General features: G+C 63.9%; 16 protein-coding genes. 5 read left to right on the top strand and 11 right to left on the bottom strand.

The genetic code is table 11. The features are described 5' to 3' along the window. Positions 1–167 precede the first annotated feature (167 nt). On the bottom strand, positions 168–866 hold the full coding sequence (locus RFM52_RS00580; protein ID WP_320293928.1) for a TetR/AcrR family transcriptional regulator: 699 nt from the start codon (positions 864–866) through the stop codon (positions 168–170). Positions 867–999: 133 nt separating this feature from the next. Here RFM52_RS00580 and RFM52_RS00575 point away from each other — a divergent pair, with 133 nt between their 5' ends. Next, on the top strand, positions 1,000–2,193 hold the full coding sequence (locus RFM52_RS00575; RefSeq protein WP_320293927.1) for an HlyD family secretion protein: 1,194 nt from the start codon (positions 1,000–1,002) through the stop codon (positions 2,191–2,193). Positions 2,194–2,311: 118 nt separating this feature from the next. Beyond that, complete coding sequence (locus RFM52_RS00570; RefSeq protein WP_320293926.1) at positions 2,312–3,928, top strand: DHA2 family efflux MFS transporter permease subunit; 1,617 nt, start codon at positions 2,312–2,314, stop codon at positions 3,926–3,928. Positions 3,929–4,020: 92 nt separating this feature from the next. Here the strand turns inward: RFM52_RS00570 and msrB are convergent, their stop codons facing one another. The 4 genes from msrB to RFM52_RS00550 form a co-directional block, all read right to left on the bottom strand. Continuing rightward, the gene (msrB, locus tag RFM52_RS00565; RefSeq protein WP_320293925.1) at positions 4,021–4,524 is read right to left on the bottom strand and encodes a peptide-methionine (R)-S-oxide reductase MsrB; all 504 of its coding nucleotides are present in this window, start codon (positions 4,522–4,524) and stop codon (positions 4,021–4,023) included. A gap of 201 nt (positions 4,525–4,725) precedes the next feature. Beyond that, positions 4,726–5,283, bottom strand: coding sequence for a fasciclin domain-containing protein (locus RFM52_RS00560; protein WP_320293924.1), 558 nt, complete (start codon positions 5,281–5,283; stop codon positions 4,726–4,728). A gap of 206 nt (positions 5,284–5,489) precedes the next feature. Then, a complete protein-coding gene (locus RFM52_RS00555; RefSeq protein ID WP_320293923.1) occupies positions 5,490–6,212 on the bottom strand; it encodes an anti-sigma factor in 723 nt (240 codons plus the stop codon). After that, a complete protein-coding gene (locus tag RFM52_RS00550) occupies positions 6,209–6,748 on the bottom strand; it encodes a sigma-70 family RNA polymerase sigma factor (protein ID WP_320293922.1) in 540 nt (179 codons plus the stop codon). The genes RFM52_RS00555 and RFM52_RS00550 overlap by 4 nt, the downstream gene beginning before the upstream one ends. 410 nt (positions 6,749–7,158) lie before the next feature. Between RFM52_RS00550 and argB the strand changes: the two genes are divergently transcribed. Beyond that, complete coding sequence (argB, locus tag RFM52_RS00545; RefSeq protein WP_320293921.1) at positions 7,159–8,052, top strand: acetylglutamate kinase; 894 nt, start codon at positions 7,159–7,161, stop codon at positions 8,050–8,052. 37 nt (positions 8,053–8,089) lie between these two features. Here argB and bchE read toward each other — a convergent pair whose 3' ends face one another. Then, entirely contained in the window at positions 8,090–9,658 is a 1,569-nt protein-coding gene (gene bchE, locus RFM52_RS00540) for a magnesium-protoporphyrin IX monomethyl ester anaerobic oxidative cyclase (protein ID WP_320293920.1), read from the bottom strand. 101 nt (positions 9,659–9,759) lie between these two features. Next, on the bottom strand, positions 9,760–10,236 hold the full coding sequence (locus RFM52_RS00535) for an Lrp/AsnC family transcriptional regulator (protein ID WP_320293919.1): 477 nt from the start codon (positions 10,234–10,236) through the stop codon (positions 9,760–9,762). A 137-nt stretch (positions 10,237–10,373) separates the two neighbouring features. Between RFM52_RS00535 and phhA the strand changes: the two genes are divergently transcribed. Next, positions 10,374–11,210: a phenylalanine 4-monooxygenase gene (gene phhA / locus RFM52_RS00530; protein WP_320293918.1), complete on the top strand. Its 837-nt coding sequence runs from the start codon at positions 10,374–10,376 to the stop codon at positions 11,208–11,210. A gap of 263 nt (positions 11,211–11,473) precedes the next feature. Here phhA and RFM52_RS00525 read toward each other — a convergent pair whose 3' ends face one another. Beyond that, positions 11,474–11,962 carry a MarR family winged helix-turn-helix transcriptional regulator gene (locus RFM52_RS00525; RefSeq protein WP_320293917.1) on the bottom strand — a complete coding sequence of 163 codons (489 nt, stop codon included), beginning with the start codon at positions 11,960–11,962 and terminating at the stop codon, positions 11,474–11,476. 96 nt (positions 11,963–12,058) lie between these two features. Here RFM52_RS00525 and RFM52_RS00520 point away from each other — a divergent pair, with 96 nt between their 5' ends. Then, entirely contained in the window at positions 12,059–12,226 is a 168-nt protein-coding gene (locus RFM52_RS00520) for a hypothetical protein (RefSeq protein ID WP_320293916.1), read from the top strand. An 80-nt stretch (positions 12,227–12,306) separates the two neighbouring features. On the opposite strand, the gene RFM52_RS00515 is transcribed toward RFM52_RS00520, so the two are convergent. The 3 genes from RFM52_RS00515 to RFM52_RS00505 all read right to left on the bottom strand — a co-directional run bounded on the left by RFM52_RS00515 (position 12,307) and on the right by RFM52_RS00505 (position 14,939). Further along, positions 12,307–13,746 (bottom strand): GMC family oxidoreductase, encoded by a 1,440-nt coding sequence (locus tag RFM52_RS00515; protein ID WP_320293915.1) that lies wholly within the window; start codon positions 13,744–13,746, stop codon positions 12,307–12,309. Then, the gene (locus tag RFM52_RS00510) at positions 13,743–13,901 is read right to left on the bottom strand and encodes a hypothetical protein (protein ID WP_320293914.1); all 159 of its coding nucleotides are present in this window, start codon (positions 13,899–13,901) and stop codon (positions 13,743–13,745) included. Before RFM52_RS00510 ends, RFM52_RS00515 begins: the two co-directional genes overlap by 4 nt. A gap of 276 nt (positions 13,902–14,177) precedes the next feature. Continuing rightward, positions 14,178–14,939: a GGDEF domain-containing protein gene (locus RFM52_RS00505; protein WP_320293913.1), complete on the bottom strand. Its 762-nt coding sequence runs from the start codon at positions 14,937–14,939 to the stop codon at positions 14,178–14,180. Positions 14,940–14,991: the final 52 nt, after the last annotated feature.

Genomic DNA, 14,991 nt, shown 5'->3' with positions numbered 1-14,991 from the left:
GACATAGGAAGCGATGGTTAACAGGTCCTTCCGAAAGCGCATGCCGCAGCGATGCCGATCGATATTTTCAGAGGGGTCGGCGGACGATCTCGACGAACGTCACAAAGACGGGCCGAGGCCTTTCAGCCTTGCTTTCGCACGCTTTGGGATTCAAGTGCCCGGGGCAGTCAGGCCGATTGCAACGCCTTTTCCTCGGCGAGGAATTTTTCCGTGGCGTAGGCCTTGAGGAAGACGTCGACGCCCGACCGCACTACATGCTCGATCTCGGCCTGGCTCGGCGCCTTGGTGCGGTAGGAAAAGATACACTGGCGGAAGAGGCCGGCGAGGCAGAGCTCGGTGAACTGATAGGCGGCGAGATCAACGTCATCGATCTGCAAGAGGCCGCGCCCGACGGCTTCATCGAGGAAGACCATCATCCTGTCGTGGCCGCGCTTCGGACCGCGCTCGTAGAAGCGCGCGCCAAGCTCGGGAATCCGGTCGGCGGCGCCGACTACGGTTCGCTGCGCCTGGATGACCTTGACCGAGGTGATCTTCACCGAAAGCGCTATGCCAAACTTCACCAGCGTCTTGCGCAAGTCGTCGAAGTGATCGAGCACCTCATACAAGTTCTTGAAGATGGTGCCGCGCTCTTCCTCGATGAGAGCCTCGAACAGCTCTTCCTTGTTTTCGAAATAAACGTAGATCGTGCCCTTCGAGACCCCGGCCTCGCGGGTGATGTCATTCATCGAGGCGGCCTCGAAACCCTTGTCTATGAAGACGCGGCGGGCGCCCTCGATGATCTGGGCGCGCTTGACCGGGTCCTGTCCGGCGGCCGGACGGCCCTTGCGTAAGTCGAGCAGATCGCTATCGGCTGTCGTTTCGACCATGGAAGTCATTCCTTAGAAAATATTTCGAACCGCTCGGTTCGATTTCCTCTTGATATGGTCCTCTTTCCGCGCTATGTCAATCACCAATTCGAACCGAACGGTTCAGTCTGACTGACATTCCAGAGAGATCGCCATGTCCTCGAACGCGCCCGCCACCGCCGAAGTCCGCACGTTTCCCAACGCCAAGGTCCAACCCTCGACCGAAGCGCCGGAAATTCCCGTACAGCCCGCCACCCCGGTAGCGCCGCCGGCGGCCGAAGCGCCTGCCAAGAAGAAGCGTTCGGTGCGCTCTTTCCTTTTGCCGATCATTGGCCTTGCCCTGCTCGGCGCCGGCTCCTGGTATGGGTATAACTATTGGACCGACGGCCGCTTCATGATCTCCACCGACGACGCCTATGTCCAGGCCGATATGTCGTTCGTGTCGCCGAAAATATCCGGTTATATCGACAAGGTGCTGGTGAGCGAGAACCAGCAGGTCAAGGCCGGCGATCCGCTCTTCGCCATCGACAATGGCGACTACAGAATAGCAGTCGCCCAGGCCGAGGCGCAGATCGCCACATTGGCGAAGACGCTCGACCGCATCGACGCCCAGACAAAGGCGGCCCAGGCCTCGCTGTCGCAGGCCGAGGCGCAGAAGCTCGCGGACCAGGCCGCAGCCGACAATGCGGCGCGCGCGCAGGACCGCGCCGCGCAGCTGCTCAAGACCCATGTCGGCACGCAGGCCCAGCTCGACGACGCCCAGACCGCGCTCGACCAGGCCAAGGCGGCGCTTGTCGGCGCCGATGCGCAGATCGCCGCGGCGCAGGCCAATATCGGCGTTCTGGAAGCGCAGCGCGCGGAATCGGCCTCGACGCTCGCCTCGCTGCAGCTCACCCGCGACAAGGCGCAGCGCGACCTGTCCTTCACCGTGCTGAAGGCGCCCTATGACGGCGTCGTCGGCAACCGTTCTGTCGAACAGGGCGACCTCGTCAGCCCCGGACAGAAGCTCGCCGTCGTCGTGCCGATGGACAAGCTCTACATCGTCGGCAACTTCAAGGAGACGCAGCTCGGCCGCATGGTGCCCGGTGAGAAGGTCCGCATCACCGTCGACGCGATCGACGGCCAGACCTTCGAGGGCACGGTCTCCTCGCTGGCGCCGGCTTCGGGGGCGGTGTTCTCGCTGCTGCCGCCGGAAAATGCCACCGGCAACTTCACCAAGGTGGTGCAGCGCGTGCCCGTGCGCATCGACGTGCCGGCCGACGTGCTGAAGACCGGCAAGCTGCGCGCCGGCTTGAGCGTCGTCGTCGCGGTCGACAGCCGCACCGCGCCGGCCTCGACGACCAACTAATTGGGGGGCGGTTCGGTGGCCAATCGAGCGCCGAGCCGCCCAGCCTGCCTTATCCGTTTCGACGCAATTCGGGACCGCCAAGCGCGCTGTGCCAAGAATTGCTTAGGGAGCCCATGACATGGCAACCGCAACCATCACCGCAGGATCAGCGCCGGGACGCTCCGTCGCTGCCGCCGCGCCGGCCCTGCCCGCGGACCATATGCCGGTGCGCCGCGTCGTCGCCTTCCTGGCGATGGTGTTCGGCATGTTCATGGCGATCCTCGACATCCAGATCGTCTCGGCCTCGCTGTCGGAAATCCAGGCGGGGCTGAGCGCCAGCTCCGACGAGATCCCGTGGGTGCAGACCGCTTACCTGATCGCCGAGGTGGTGATGATCCCGCTGTCGGGCTTCCTCAGCCGCATGCTGTCGACGCGCGTGCTGTTCACCACCGCGGCGGCCGGCTTCACCGCGGCCAGCGCGCTGGCCGCCACCGCCACCAATATCGACCAGATGATCGTCTACCGCGCCATCCAGGGTTTCATCGGCGGCGGCATGATCCCCAGCGTGTTCGCGGCCGCCTTCACCATCTTCCCACCCTCCAGGCGCGCCGTCGTCTCGCCGATGATCGGCCTGGTGGCGACGCTGGCGCCGACGATCGGCCCGACGGTGGGCGGCTATATCAGCCACGCCATGTCCTGGCACTGGCTGTTCCTGATCAATGTCGTGCCCGGCATCCTGGTGGCGACGGCGGCCTGGGCGCTGATCGATTTCGACAAGCCCAACCTGAAGCTGTTCTCGAAGTTCGACTGGTGGGGCCTGATCGGCATGGCCGCTTTGCTCGGCTGCATGGAATATGTGCTGGAGGAAGGCCCGAACCATGACTGGCTGCAGGAGCCGGCGGTGTTCGCCTGCGCCATCATCATGACCATCGGCGGCATCATCTTCTTCTGGCGCGTCTTCACCGCCGAGGAGCCGATCGTCGATTTGAGGGCGTTCAGCAACGTCAACTTCGCCTTCGGCTCGCTGTTCTCCTTCGTCGTCGGCATAGGGCTTTACGGGCTCACCTATCTCTATCCCGTGTTCCTGGGGCGTATCCGCGGATACGATTCGATGATGATCGGCGAGGCGTTGTTCGTCAGCGGCATGGCGATGTTCTTCACCGCGCCCGTTGCCGGCATCCTGTCGAACAAGATCGATCTCAGGCTGATGATGATGATCGGCTTCCTCGGCTTCGCCACCGGCACCTGGTGGATGACGCATCTCACCGCCGACTGGGATTTCTATGAGCTGTTGATCCCGCAGATCCTGCGCGGCTGCTCGATGATGCTGTGCATGGTGCCGATCAACAACATCGCGCTGGGCACGCTGCCACCGGAACGGCTGAAGAACGCATCGGGCCTGTTCAACCTGACCCGCAATCTCGGCGGCGCCGTCGGCCTGGCGCTGATCAACACGGTGCTGATCGACCGCAACGCCTTCCACTACGCGCGGCTCGCCGAGCATGTGCAGTGGGGCAGTTCCGCCGCGCAGACCAAGCTGCAGAACATGACGCAGAATTTCGGGCAGACCGCCGGCCTCGACGCCACAAGCGCCGCGATCTCGAAACTGTCCGGCATGGTGCATCAGCAGGCGGCGCTTTTGTCCTTCATGGACGTGTTCATGATGCTGACGGTGCTGTTCGCCTCGCTCGGATTCTTCGTGCTGTTCATCAACAAGCCGGCCCAGCAGGGCGGCGGTGGCGGCGGAGGCCATTGAGGAGCCGGAACCCCCGCCTGGCTTCCTCAACGCGTGACCCCGGAAATCGGCGACGATTTCCGGGGTCATTTCTTTTAGAGAGATCGAAGTTTTCAGGCGGCGGCCGGCTTGAAGCTCAGCGCCACGCCGTTGATGCAGTGGCGCAGGCCGGTGGGCGGCGGGCCATCGTCGAAGACATGGCCGAGATGGCCGCCGCAGCGCCGGCAATGCACCTCGGTGCGCGTCATGCCGAGCGAAGTGTCCACGGTCTTGCCGATGGAATTGGCGATCTCCTGGTAGAAGCTCGGCCAGCCGGTGCCGGAATCGAATTTCGTCTCCGACGAATAGACCGGCAGGTCGCAGCCGGCGCAGGCGAAGATGCCCTTGCGGTGCTCGTTGAGCAGCGGGCTGGTGCCGGGATATTCCGTGCCTTGCTTGCGCAGCACGTCGAAGGCCTCGTCCGACAGTATGGCATGCCATTCGGCGTCGGTCTTGGTGACCTCGAAGGTCTCGGCGGCGAGAGCGGGTCCTGGTCCACCGGCGCGCAGCATCGCCCCGGATCCGACGATGAGAGCGGTGGCGGCAGCCCCGCTCCAGAGAAAATCGCGACGGTTCATGGCCGTTCCTCCTGATGCATTTTGCCAAGATAGAGCGCCGCCCGGAAATCAAAAGCCGGTGACGCTCTGTCCGTTTCCTTGCTCGGATGCTGCTCCGCGCCGCCCTTGCGGCACGACGCGGAGCACACCCTTGCCGGCGGCGCGGATCTTGGATGTCGCGGCCGGCGCTCAGCCATGTCTTCGCCGGCCAGGTCCGCTTTGTTACATCTTCGGCAAGAGAACCTTGTCGATGACGTGGATGACGCCGTTCGACTGGCGGACATCGGCGATGGTGACGTGGGCGACATTGCCGTTCTCGTCGGTGACGGTGACCTTGCCCTTCTCCGCCTTGAGCGTCAGCTCGCAGCCGCCGACCGTCTTGACCTGGTGGGCGCCGCCATCGGCCTTGGCCATCTTGGCGACATCGGCGGCCAGCGCCTTGGCGGCGATGACATGGCAGGTGAGTATCTTGGTCAGCTTGTCCTTGTTCTCGGGCTTGAGCAGCGTGTCGACCGTGCCGGCGGGGAGCGCGGCAAAGGCCTCGTTGGTCGGCGCGAAGACAGTGAAAGGACCAGGGGTCTGCAACGTGTCGACCAGGCCCGCGGCCTTGACCGCGGCGACCAGCGTGGTGTGGTCCTTCGAATTGACGGCGTTCTCGATGATGTTCTTCTTGGCATACATCGGCGCGCCGCCGACCATCGGATTGGCGGCATAGGCGACGGCGCCGAGCGCCGAAAGGCCGAGCGTAGAAGCGAGCAAAAGGGTGGCGAGTTTACGCATGATGTCAGTCTCCTCGGGTTGTTTCTTCCCGTCCTTGGGAACGCGAGGAGATACGGGCCCGGAAAAAGTTAGTTTCACGAACGTCGGGAGATTTTTTCTTCGATCGATCTATTTCGCTCGCCCCGCCAACGATGACAGCGAACTTTATCCGACTGGCAAAGTCAGGAGATAGACTTTCATTAGACTTTTAGAATGTGCCGCCGGTATCAGATGCCCTTGAGGTCACCCGCGGCGACGACCGGACCGGTCGGCTGGCCGGTCGGCGAACCGCCCGAAGGCTCGAGGCTGACGGCAAGCACGGCGCCTTGCGCCAGCTTCTGCTGGACGGCCGGGGTGACGGCCATGCGCGCGGTCTGGCCGGCGGGGATGACGCCCATCGAGACCGGCGCGTTCTTGCCCTCGATCATCCACAGCTCGAAATCCTTGCCGGCGCCGCGATCGCCGGAAACCAGCGACAGGCCGACCTCGTGGCGGGCGGCGTCATAGACGGCAAGGTATTTGACGTTGCTGTTGTCGGCGGCCAGAGAGGCGACCAGCCTGGTCTCGGCCTGCGGCGCCGGCGGATTGACATAAGGCAGGGCGACATAGACGGCCAAAGCGGCCATTGCTGCGGCAGCGAGGCCGCGCCAGAAAGCAAGGCTCGCCCAAACGCTGCTACTGGGCGCGATGGATGTCGACGCGGACGAGGCAAACAGGCGGCGGTCGATCGCCACCTTGACGGAAGCCGGCGGCTCGACCGCGACATAGGCAGCGGCCATCGGCGCGAAGTGGACCTCCCAGGCATCGACCAGGCGGGCGAATGCCGTTTCCGAGTCGATGCGACGGGAAGCGATCTGGCGTTCGTCGGCCGCCAGAACGCCGAGAACGTATTCGGCGGCGAGCAGGTCGTCGCCTCCACGTTCCGGTCCGTTGTCTTCCGCCAGAGTCATCTTTCCAGGCATTCTCTAAGCTTGAGCAGGCTTCGCCGCAGCCAAGTCCGCATCGTGTTCAGCGGAACCTTGAAGCGTTCCGCCAGCTCGGCATAACTTTCGCCGCTCAAATAGGCGCCCCGGACGGCCGCCGCCCGGTCTTTCTCCAGTTCGTCGAGGCAATGGTAGATGCGTTCGGTCTCGCCGCCCGCCACAGCCATGGCCTCGGGTCCCGGCGTCGGATCGGCGACGTCGAGGACCGTATCGATGTTGGCAGAAGGACTGCGCCGCGCCCGGATGCGATCGATCGCATGGTTGCGCGCAACGGCCACCAGCCAGGAAATCGGGCTCAGATCGGAAACCGCGAAACGATCGGCCTTCGTCCATATCTTGACGAAGACCTCCTGCAGCGCTTCTTCCGCGTCTCCCCTGTCCCGCAATACACGAAGGCAGACGCCGAAAAGTTTCGCGCTGGTCTGCTTGTAGAGCAGATCGAACGCGGCCCGGTCCTTCATCGAAGTCCGGACGATCAGCTTGCTGATGTCCTGCGGCGCCATAGCGGCAAATTAGAAGATTGCGATTTATTTGCAACGGGTGCCGGAAGCGTTGTCCAGCAGCGGCTGCGGGCCGATCCGAGACGGTTCGGCGCTGGGTCGTTGCCAAGCAAATCCTGCGCCGCTGGAGCGTTTCACCGTTTCACGGAACCGGCGAACCACTCTATCTCGCGGTTCCTTCGCCGCGCAGATGGAGAAGCTGTCGGATGGCTGAAGCGGCGCGCGCCGCTCAAGGTGCCCCGCTTAGAACCTCCCACGCACGATTTCGTCATTGTGACCGGAAAGCCGTTTGCGGCCTGCGGCAATTCCCGCTAAGAGGCCGCCATTCAAGCTTTAACTCTGATTTCAAGCATGTCTTCATCCCGAAACCGGTACCCACTTTCGGGAGACATGCTCAACTGGGATCGATACCGATGACGGACATCGCCGCCACCGCCGAAATGCAGGCCGCGCTGCTCTCGCGCGCGCTGCCCTATATGCAGCGTTACGAGAACAAGACGGTGGTGGTGAAATATGGCGGCCATGCCATGGGCGATACCGAGCTCGGCAAGGCCTTCGCCCGCGACATCGCGCTGCTGAAACAATCCGGCGTCAACCCGATCGTCGTGCATGGCGGCGGGCCGCAGATCGGCGCGATGCTGAGCAAGATGGGCATCGAATCCAGGTTCGAGGGCGGCCTGCGCGTCACCGACCAGAAGACGGTCGAGATCGTCGAAATGGTGCTGGCCGGCTCGATCAACAAGGAGATCGTGGCGCTGATCAACGCCGAGGGCGAGTGGGCGATCGGGCTCTGCGGCAAGGACGGCAACATGGTGTTCGCCGAAAAGGCGCGCAAGACCATGATCGACCCCGACTCCAACATCGAGCGGGTGCTCGATCTCGGCTTCGTCGGCGAGCCGGTCGAGGTCGACCGCACGCTGCTCGATCTTCTCGCGCGCTCCGAAATGATCCCGGTGCTGGCGCCGGTGGCGCCGGGCCGCGACGGCCACACCTACAACATCAATGCCGACACGTTCGCCGGCGCCATCGCGGGCGCCTGCCGCGCCTCGCGCCTGCTCTTCCTCACCGACGTGCCCGGCGTGCTCGACAAGAACAAGAAGCTGATCGACGAGCTGACGGTCGCCGAGGCCAAGGCGCTGATCAAGGACGGCACGGTGTCCGGCGGCATGATCCCGAAGGTCGAGACCTGCATCGAGGCGATCGAGCGCGGCGTCGAGGGTGTCGTCATCCTCAACGGCAAGACGCCGCATTCGGTGCTGCTGGAACTCTTCACCGAGCACGGCGCCGGCACGCTGATCGTCCCTTAAGAAAGGGCAAGTTCACCGTTTCGGTGAACTGTCATAATCAGCCGGCTAACTTTTCTTCCTCCGGTGGGCGCCGGTCTTCAATAGCGGGCGCGACCGGCCTGCGGGTCGGCCGCCTGACGATCATCGATTCCTCCTCGGCGTCCTGCGGCGCGCCCCAGAATTCGGCGAGCGTCGGGCCATCGGGCACGCGCCCGTCGCGAGCGAGAAAGCCCCAGACTTCGCGGAACCAGACGCGACGCCCCATCTTGGTGTACCAGCGCATCGAATGGCGCTGCTCGGGGTCGGGGTGGAAGAAGATGCGCGCCAGCGCATTCGGCCGCGATTGCACCGCGACTTCGATCAGCTTGACGGCGAAGAACAGCATCCAGGGTTTCAGCTTCGTCATGTGCAGAACCTGGTGCTTGTAGTCCCAGAGACGCACGTCCTTCTGGATCACCTTACGGTCGCTGGCGATGCGGAAGAACGGCGTCCAGCGGTGCGGCGTGACATAAAGCGCCTGGATCTGGTCGGGATCGTAAGCGATGAGCTGGCGGAAGCCGCGCCAAAGATCGCGCAAGGTCTCGTCCTCGAAGCCGGCCACCCAGGTCGCCATCGACAGGATGCCATGCCGCCTGAGCAGCCGGATCGCCTCGCGATCGGACTTGGTGCTGCCGCCCTTGCGGATCAGCGACAGGGTCTCCTCGTCGGTGTTCTCCATGCCGAGCAGCCAGCGGATGACGCCAGCCCTGCGATAGAGATGCAGGATATCGGCATCGCGCACGATATCGTCGGCGCGGGTCGAGCCGACGATCAGCACCGGCACGTTCTCGGCGATCATGGCGTCGAGAAAGGCGCGCCAGGCTTTCTTCGAGGAGGTCGGGTTCTCGTCCGCCAGGTTGATCAGCTCGACGCCGTGCTCGCGATGGAGCCAGGCGATCTCCCTGGCGAATTTGACCGGGTCGCGGTGACGCCAACGGGTCCAGAAGCCGCGCTGGCCGCAATAGTTGCACAGATGCGGACAGCCGCGCGAGAACTGCATCACCACCGCCCGCTTGCCGCCCCAATAGGAGTAGCGGCGGTGATCGATCAGCTCCCAGCCGACGCGGTAGGCGTCGAGGTCGGCGATGGTCATGGCCGGCTGCGTGGCGACAGCGCGGCCAAGGTCGTCGCGATAGGCGATGCCGGCGACGCTCGCCACCGGCTGGCGCATCTCGATCGCCTCGACCAGCGCCGTGGCGGTCGCCTCGCCCTCGCCCCGCACGATGAAATCGAAGACGTCCGTCGCGACGAGGATGTCGCGCCAATGATAGGTCGGGAAGACGCCGCCATAGATCACGATGACGCCGGGCGCGCGCGCCTTGATCATTTCGGCGATCTTCAAGGCGGTCGGATGCGCCGAGGTCGAGCCGGAATGGCCGATCAGGACGAAATCCGGATCGCCGCGCAGGGCCTCGTCGACAAGCACGGCAAGCGGCATCGGCCCGAATTCGGCGTCGACCAGGCGCACCTCATGGCCGGAATCGATCAATGGACCGCCGATCGCCAGCAGCCCAAGCGGCGGCAGATGGTCGTCGGGCACGCGGCTGCCGATGGCCGTGTGCGGCGGATTGATCAGCACGAAGTTCATGGCGGACCTCCAGATTGGTCCGCTTTGCTAACCGGCGATGTCGAAGTCGCCTTGGCGCGGTTCAGCAGTTTCCACGCAGCTTTTGGCCAGATTTGACCGAATCAGCGCCGCAGATGGCTGAGCGGCACATGGCCGGGGCCCTTGATGTTCTGCAGCACCAGTTGCGTGTGGACGTCGCGCACGCCGGGCAGACGCATCAGCCGGTGCATGACGAAGGCGTTCAGCTCGTCCACCGACGGCACCATGACATGCAGCAGGAAATCGTGGTCGCCGGTCATCGTCCAGCAGGACGAGACCTCGTCCATGCGCTGCACGGCGGCGATGAAGCTTTCTGGCGAGCCGTCGCTGTGGCTGACCAGCCGCACCTGGATGAACACCTCGACCGTCAGGCCGACGGCGCGGCGGCTGAGCACGGCGGCAAAGCCCTTGATGATGCCGGTTTCCTGCAACGCCTCGAAGCGGCGCGCGCAAGGCGTGGTCGATAGGCCGATCTCCTGCGCCAGCTCCGACACGGGCTTGCGGCCATCGCGCTGCAGGATGTCGAGCATCTTTATCTCGAAATCGTCGAATTGAGGCATGTCTTCTCGATCTCACATTGATCCGAGTGCTTTTACCTCGAAATCAGCAGACGAGCTACAAAACAAGGCTGATTTGCCTCAGCGATCGCTCCTAAACTCCTCTTCAGGATCCGCGGATCACGATCTTCGAGGAGGACATGATGACGATCAGCGTTGCCGATTACGCCGCCGAATGCGCGGCGCAGGGCCTTCGCGGCGACTATTCGGTGTGCCGCACCGATTTCACCGTGGCGCAGGGCTACGACTATTCGGCCGAGGAACAGGCGGTGTGGCGCACGCTGTGCGATCGCCAGACGAAGCTGACCCGGAAGCTCGCGCACCGTTCCTATCTCGACGGCGTCGCGGCGCTCGGCCTGCTCGACAGGATCCCGGATTTCGACGAAGTGAGCGAGAAGCTCGCCAGGCTGACGGGCTGGGAAATCGTCGCGGTGCCGGGCCTGATCCCGGCCGGCCCATTCTTCGACCATCTCGCCAACCGGCGCTTCCCGGTCACCAACTGGCTGCGGACGAGGAAGGAGCTCGACTACATCGTCGAGCCGGACATGTTCCACGACTTCTTCGGCCATGTGCCGATCCTGACCCAGCCGGTGTTCGCCGATTTCATGCAGATGTATGGCGAGAAGGCGGAGAGCGTGATCGCGCTCGGCGGCGACGAGATGATCACAAGGCTCTACTGGTACAGCGCCGAATACGGCCTCATCCAGGAGCCTGGCCAGCCGGTGAAGGCGTTCGGCGCCGGGCTGATGTCATCCTTCACCGAGCTGCAGTTCGCGGTCGAGAGCAAGGACGCCCACCATGTGCCGTTCGATCTCGCGACGGTGATGCGCACCGGCTATGAGATCGACAAGTTCCAGCGCGCCTATTTCGTGCTGCCGTCCTTCGATGCGCTGCGCGATGCCTTCGCCAAGGGCGACCTCGCCGGCATCGTGGCGCGGTTCAAGGGCCAGCCGGCGCTCGACCCGGCGACGGTCTGATTGTTGTTTACGCAATTCCGGACAGAGGCTACGGCGAAGTCGCCGAGCCCAAACCGCAACGCACTCTTCCTGGAATTGCTCTGTGGTCGGTTTTCGCCCAACCGACATTAGATCAGGATGACGTTTCGTTGAACCGTCATCCTGATCTGACTTTTGTTGGAGTATGATCTTTTCCGAAAACCGGTTCCCACTTTTCGGGATCCATACTCTGGGGCAGTCCAGCTGCCGACAGGCGGCTGAGCCGCTTTGCTTCTTTTGGATGTTTACGTTTTGCCGGGCTCGGCCTTGATTCTGGCCAGCTGCTCGCTCTGCAGCTCGAGCGCGGCGTTGATGAAGCGCAGCACGGTTGCGAGCTCCGCATCGCTGAAGCTCGCCACCACCTTCTCGCCCTCGCGCGCGATGGTGCCGTAATAGCGCTCCGACAGCTCCCTGGTCCGCTCGGTCGCCTCGATCACCACCTTGCGCCTGTCCTCGAGGCTGCGCGTCCGGGTGACGTAGCCGCGCGCTTCCAGCCGGTCGATCAGGGCCGTCACCGCCGCCGGCGTCAGTCCTGTCGCCGCCGCCACGGCGCCCGCCGATTGCGGTCCGGCATAGAGCAGGCCCAGGCAATGCCGCTCGGCCGCGATCAGACCCAGCCGCGCGCCCACCGCCTCGTCATAGGCTTGCGTAGCGTCCTGCCAGCGCATGACGGCGAGGCCGAGGTCCCGGGTCATTTCATCGCGTTTCGCGCTTGACGGATTTGTTTCGATCATCTAACTATTAATTTGCCTAACATTCAGGCTATCGTATAAATATGCGACGACGCCCTTTGCAAAGCAAGGGCCAGGTCGCCGGCAAGGAGTGATAAAATGAGCATGATCCAGCAACGCACCCCTCTCTCCAATGAGGAGGAGTACAAATACGCCAAGCTGGCGATGGAATGGTATGGCTGGGGCTCGCCCATCGGCCTCGGCATCCTGCTGGTGGCGCTTGCCGCCGCGGCCGTGCTGGTGCGCATCGCCGTCTACGGCCTTTGAGCGAGGTCGCAATTTCCCCAAAAGCGCTAAGGCAGGGCCGGTTGCCACTCCAGGCGCCGGTGCCCGCTGGCGTTCGGAGATCAAACGGCGATCACCTTGCCGAGATGCTCGCCCAGGCGGCAGGCGAGCGCGGTGATGGTCGTCGTCGGGTTGCATTGGCCCGACGTGCAGAACACCGAGGAGCCGCCGACATAGAGGTTGTCCATGCCGTGCACCTTGCAGTTGGCGTCGACGACGCTCTTCAAGACATCGGCGCCCATGCGGGTGCCGCCCATATGGTGGTGACCGGCCGTCTCCTCGTTGGTCGGATAATCGCCGCCATTGCTGATCCAGTCGTCGATGCGGACACGGCCGAGATTCTTCTGCGCCATGGTCGTCCCGAACAGCCTGAGGCCCTCGAGCAGCGTGCGGCGCTCGAGCGGCGACTTCTTCCAGTGCAATTCGATGCGCGGCACGCCGGCGTGGTCGACATCGGCCTTCGACAGCTCGATCTGGTTCGAGGCGAGCGGCGCCTGTTCCCAGGCGACGTAGAGCTGGGCGGCGCAGCGCAGCTTCTGGTCGAGCTGGGACGACATCCACTCCGCCATGTTGGGCGCGGTGCAGGCGAGATCCGCGATCAGCTTCTTCACATTGGGATAAGGGCTCTCGATCAGGCGGACGCCGAAATTCATGATCTGCAGCCGCTCCATCGCTGCAAGCGTCGGCGAGAAAAAGGCTTCGTTCGAGCCGTCGACCTCGAACTCCGAGTAGTTGGCGAGGATGGCGTTGCCGCCCTCGAAGGTCGGATGCTCCATCCAGTAGCGACCGAGCGCCGCTGCGTTCGGCACCACGCCACCATTCGAGCGCTCATTCGACCACAAAAGCAGCCGCGAGTTTTCCAGCCCGCCGGTGCAGGTGACGAAATAGTCCGCGCTGAAGGTACCGGCGTCCTGCCCGTTCGACCAGAGCTTCGCGCCGGTGACGCGCTTGCCGTCGCCGGCAAGCTCGGTCGCGTAGGTGTTGAGCACCACGGCGATGTTCTTGCTCTGGTCGAGCTCGTCGGCGAACTTCTCGCCGAAGCGCACCGCCGGGCTCTTGATCAACTGCACCCAGCGGATGTCGTCCGAAACCGGCACATCGGGGCGGAAGTCGGGAAGCTCGAGGATATCGTGGACTTCCGGCAGATAGGGCTCGATGTCGGCGCGGCTGATCGGCCAGCCGGTGTCCGGCGCCCAGGCCTTGGGCTCGAAATCCTGCTTGTCGAGCACGCGGCACCAACCGGCCCAGTGGTTGGACGAGCCGCCCATGAAGCGCAGCCTGGTGATGTCGAGGTCGAAATAGAAATCACCGACCGTCTTGCCGCGATAGAAATCCTGCGACTCGTCGCTGAATTCGCGCGAACCCGCCTCCAGGACGACGACCGGGATGCCGGCCGCGCCGAGCTTCCTGGCGATCGTCGTGCCGGCCGGGCCGGAGCCGAGGATGCATGCCTTGGGCTTGAAGCCAGCCTGCTTGTAGGCCTCATAGCTGTCGAAGATCATGCGAGATCGCTCCGCCGCAGGATCCAGCCATTGATCTCGACGATTTCATCGGGGTCGGCCACGGGCTGCTGGCTGCGGAACAGCGACAGCGCGGGCAGCGCGAGCAGCGACTGCACGATCGCGCGGCGCGACATCTTTCTTATGATCCTGCTCATGACACGTCTCTCGATAGGGGCCTCGATCCACGCATGCCGTTCCCGAACGGCACACGTGGCGCCGAGGAGGCCAATTCCGTGCCAAACCTAGGTGAAAACGGCGTTACACCCGGAAGTTTAGCGCGGTTGAATATGGACATGGTTAGGGCTTTCCTAAAGCGCGTCGCGCTGAACCCGATTCAGGCGCCGCGCTTTTCGAGTCTTTGTTTTGATGCGTGTCGTTGTCCCAAAACCGCTGCGCACTTTGGGCGACATGCATGACGCCCGCGGCAGGCTTCATGCCGCCTCGGGGAGTTCGCGGTCGAGGATCGAAAGATTGCGGCCGCGGTTCTTCGCCTCGTAAAGCCTGCGGTCGGCGGCGCGCATCAGATCGGAAACGGTCGCGCTCTCGCCGCAGCTTATGCCGCCGATCGAGACCGTAAGCGGCACGGTCCGCTCGTCGATGGGGCGGAAACGGATCAGCTCGACCTCGCGGCGGATGCGCTCGGCGATATGCTTGGCTTCCGGTTCGCTGGCACCGACCAGGAAGGCCGCGAATTCCTCGCCGCCGATGCGGCCGAGCACGTCACCACTGCGAATGCCGCGTTCGATGGCGCCGGCGATCAGAAGCAGCGCTTCGTCTCCCGTCAGATGACCGTAGCTGTCATTGATCCGCTTGAAATGATCGGCGTCGATGATGAGCAGCGCGCCGCGATCGCTCTTGCGCCGCGACCCGTCGAGCGCGGCGAAGAAGGTTTCGCGGTTGAGCATGCCGGTCATGTCGTCGCGGCTTGCCTTGTCCGACAGGCGCCTGTGCGCCGCCGCGAGCTGCGCGTGGGCCCGGGCAAGCTCGCGATGGGCATTCTGCAACCGGTCGCTCTGCCAGAAGCTGCTGGCGCTGGCAGCCCAGGCGAGCACGAGCGGGCAAACCGTCGACGCCAGCCAGACAGTGCGGCTCATCGGAAAGCCCATTGCCGGAACCACAATCAGCGTCAACAACAGCGAGACGGCGACCGAAGCGAACGCCACGGCAGCGGCCTTCAGAAATATGCGACTCATCACTTGCTCCCAACGGAAAACCTCTGTGCCAGCAAGCGTTAAAGGCGACCTT

Source organism: Mesorhizobium humile (assembly GCF_033977215.1).
Lineage (GTDB): Bacteria > Pseudomonadota > Alphaproteobacteria > Rhizobiales > Rhizobiaceae > Mesorhizobium > Mesorhizobium humile.
This window is presented reverse-complemented; position numbering and strand designations above follow the sequence as displayed.

Excerpts from the sequence above, each read along its gene's own strand:
- RFM52_RS00520 (WP_320293916.1), top strand. The coding sequence starts at position 12,059 with ATGAGCATGATCCAGCAACGCACCCCTCTCTCCAATGAGGAGGAGTAC.
- bchE (WP_320293920.1), bottom strand. The coding sequence starts at position 9,658 with ATGAACTTCGTGCTGATCAATCCGCCGCACACGGCCATCGGCAGCCGC.
- phhA (WP_320293918.1), top strand. The coding sequence starts at position 10,374 with ATGATGACGATCAGCGTTGCCGATTACGCCGCCGAATGCGCGGCGCAG.
- RFM52_RS00515 (WP_320293915.1), bottom strand. The coding sequence starts at position 13,746 with ATGATCTTCGACAGCTATGAGGCCTACAAGCAGGCTGGCTTCAAGCCC.
- argB (WP_320293921.1), top strand. The coding sequence starts at position 7,159 with ATGACGGACATCGCCGCCACCGCCGAAATGCAGGCCGCGCTGCTCTCG.
- RFM52_RS00535 (WP_320293919.1), bottom strand. The coding sequence starts at position 10,236 with ATGCCTCAATTCGACGATTTCGAGATAAAGATGCTCGACATCCTGCAG.
- msrB (WP_320293925.1), bottom strand. The coding sequence starts at position 4,524 with ATGAACCGTCGCGATTTTCTCTGGAGCGGGGCTGCCGCCACCGCTCTC.
- RFM52_RS00525 (WP_320293917.1), bottom strand. The coding sequence starts at position 11,962 with ATGATCGAAACAAATCCGTCAAGCGCGAAACGCGATGAAATGACCCGG.
- RFM52_RS00555 (WP_320293923.1), bottom strand. The coding sequence starts at position 6,212 with ATGACTCTGGCGGAAGACAACGGACCGGAACGTGGAGGCGACGACCTG.
- RFM52_RS00575 (WP_320293927.1), top strand. The coding sequence starts at position 1,000 with ATGTCCTCGAACGCGCCCGCCACCGCCGAAGTCCGCACGTTTCCCAAC.
- RFM52_RS00560 (WP_320293924.1), bottom strand. The coding sequence starts at position 5,283 with ATGCGTAAACTCGCCACCCTTTTGCTCGCTTCTACGCTCGGCCTTTCG.
- RFM52_RS00510 (WP_320293914.1), bottom strand. The coding sequence starts at position 13,901 with ATGAGCAGGATCATAAGAAAGATGTCGCGCCGCGCGATCGTGCAGTCG.
- RFM52_RS00505 (WP_320293913.1), bottom strand. The coding sequence starts at position 14,939 with ATGAGTCGCATATTTCTGAAGGCCGCTGCCGTGGCGTTCGCTTCGGTC.
- RFM52_RS00570 (WP_320293926.1), top strand. The coding sequence starts at position 2,312 with ATGGCAACCGCAACCATCACCGCAGGATCAGCGCCGGGACGCTCCGTC.
- RFM52_RS00550 (WP_320293922.1), bottom strand. The coding sequence starts at position 6,748 with ATGGCGCCGCAGGACATCAGCAAGCTGATCGTCCGGACTTCGATGAAG.
- RFM52_RS00580 (WP_320293928.1), bottom strand. The coding sequence starts at position 866 with ATGGTCGAAACGACAGCCGATAGCGATCTGCTCGACTTACGCAAGGGC.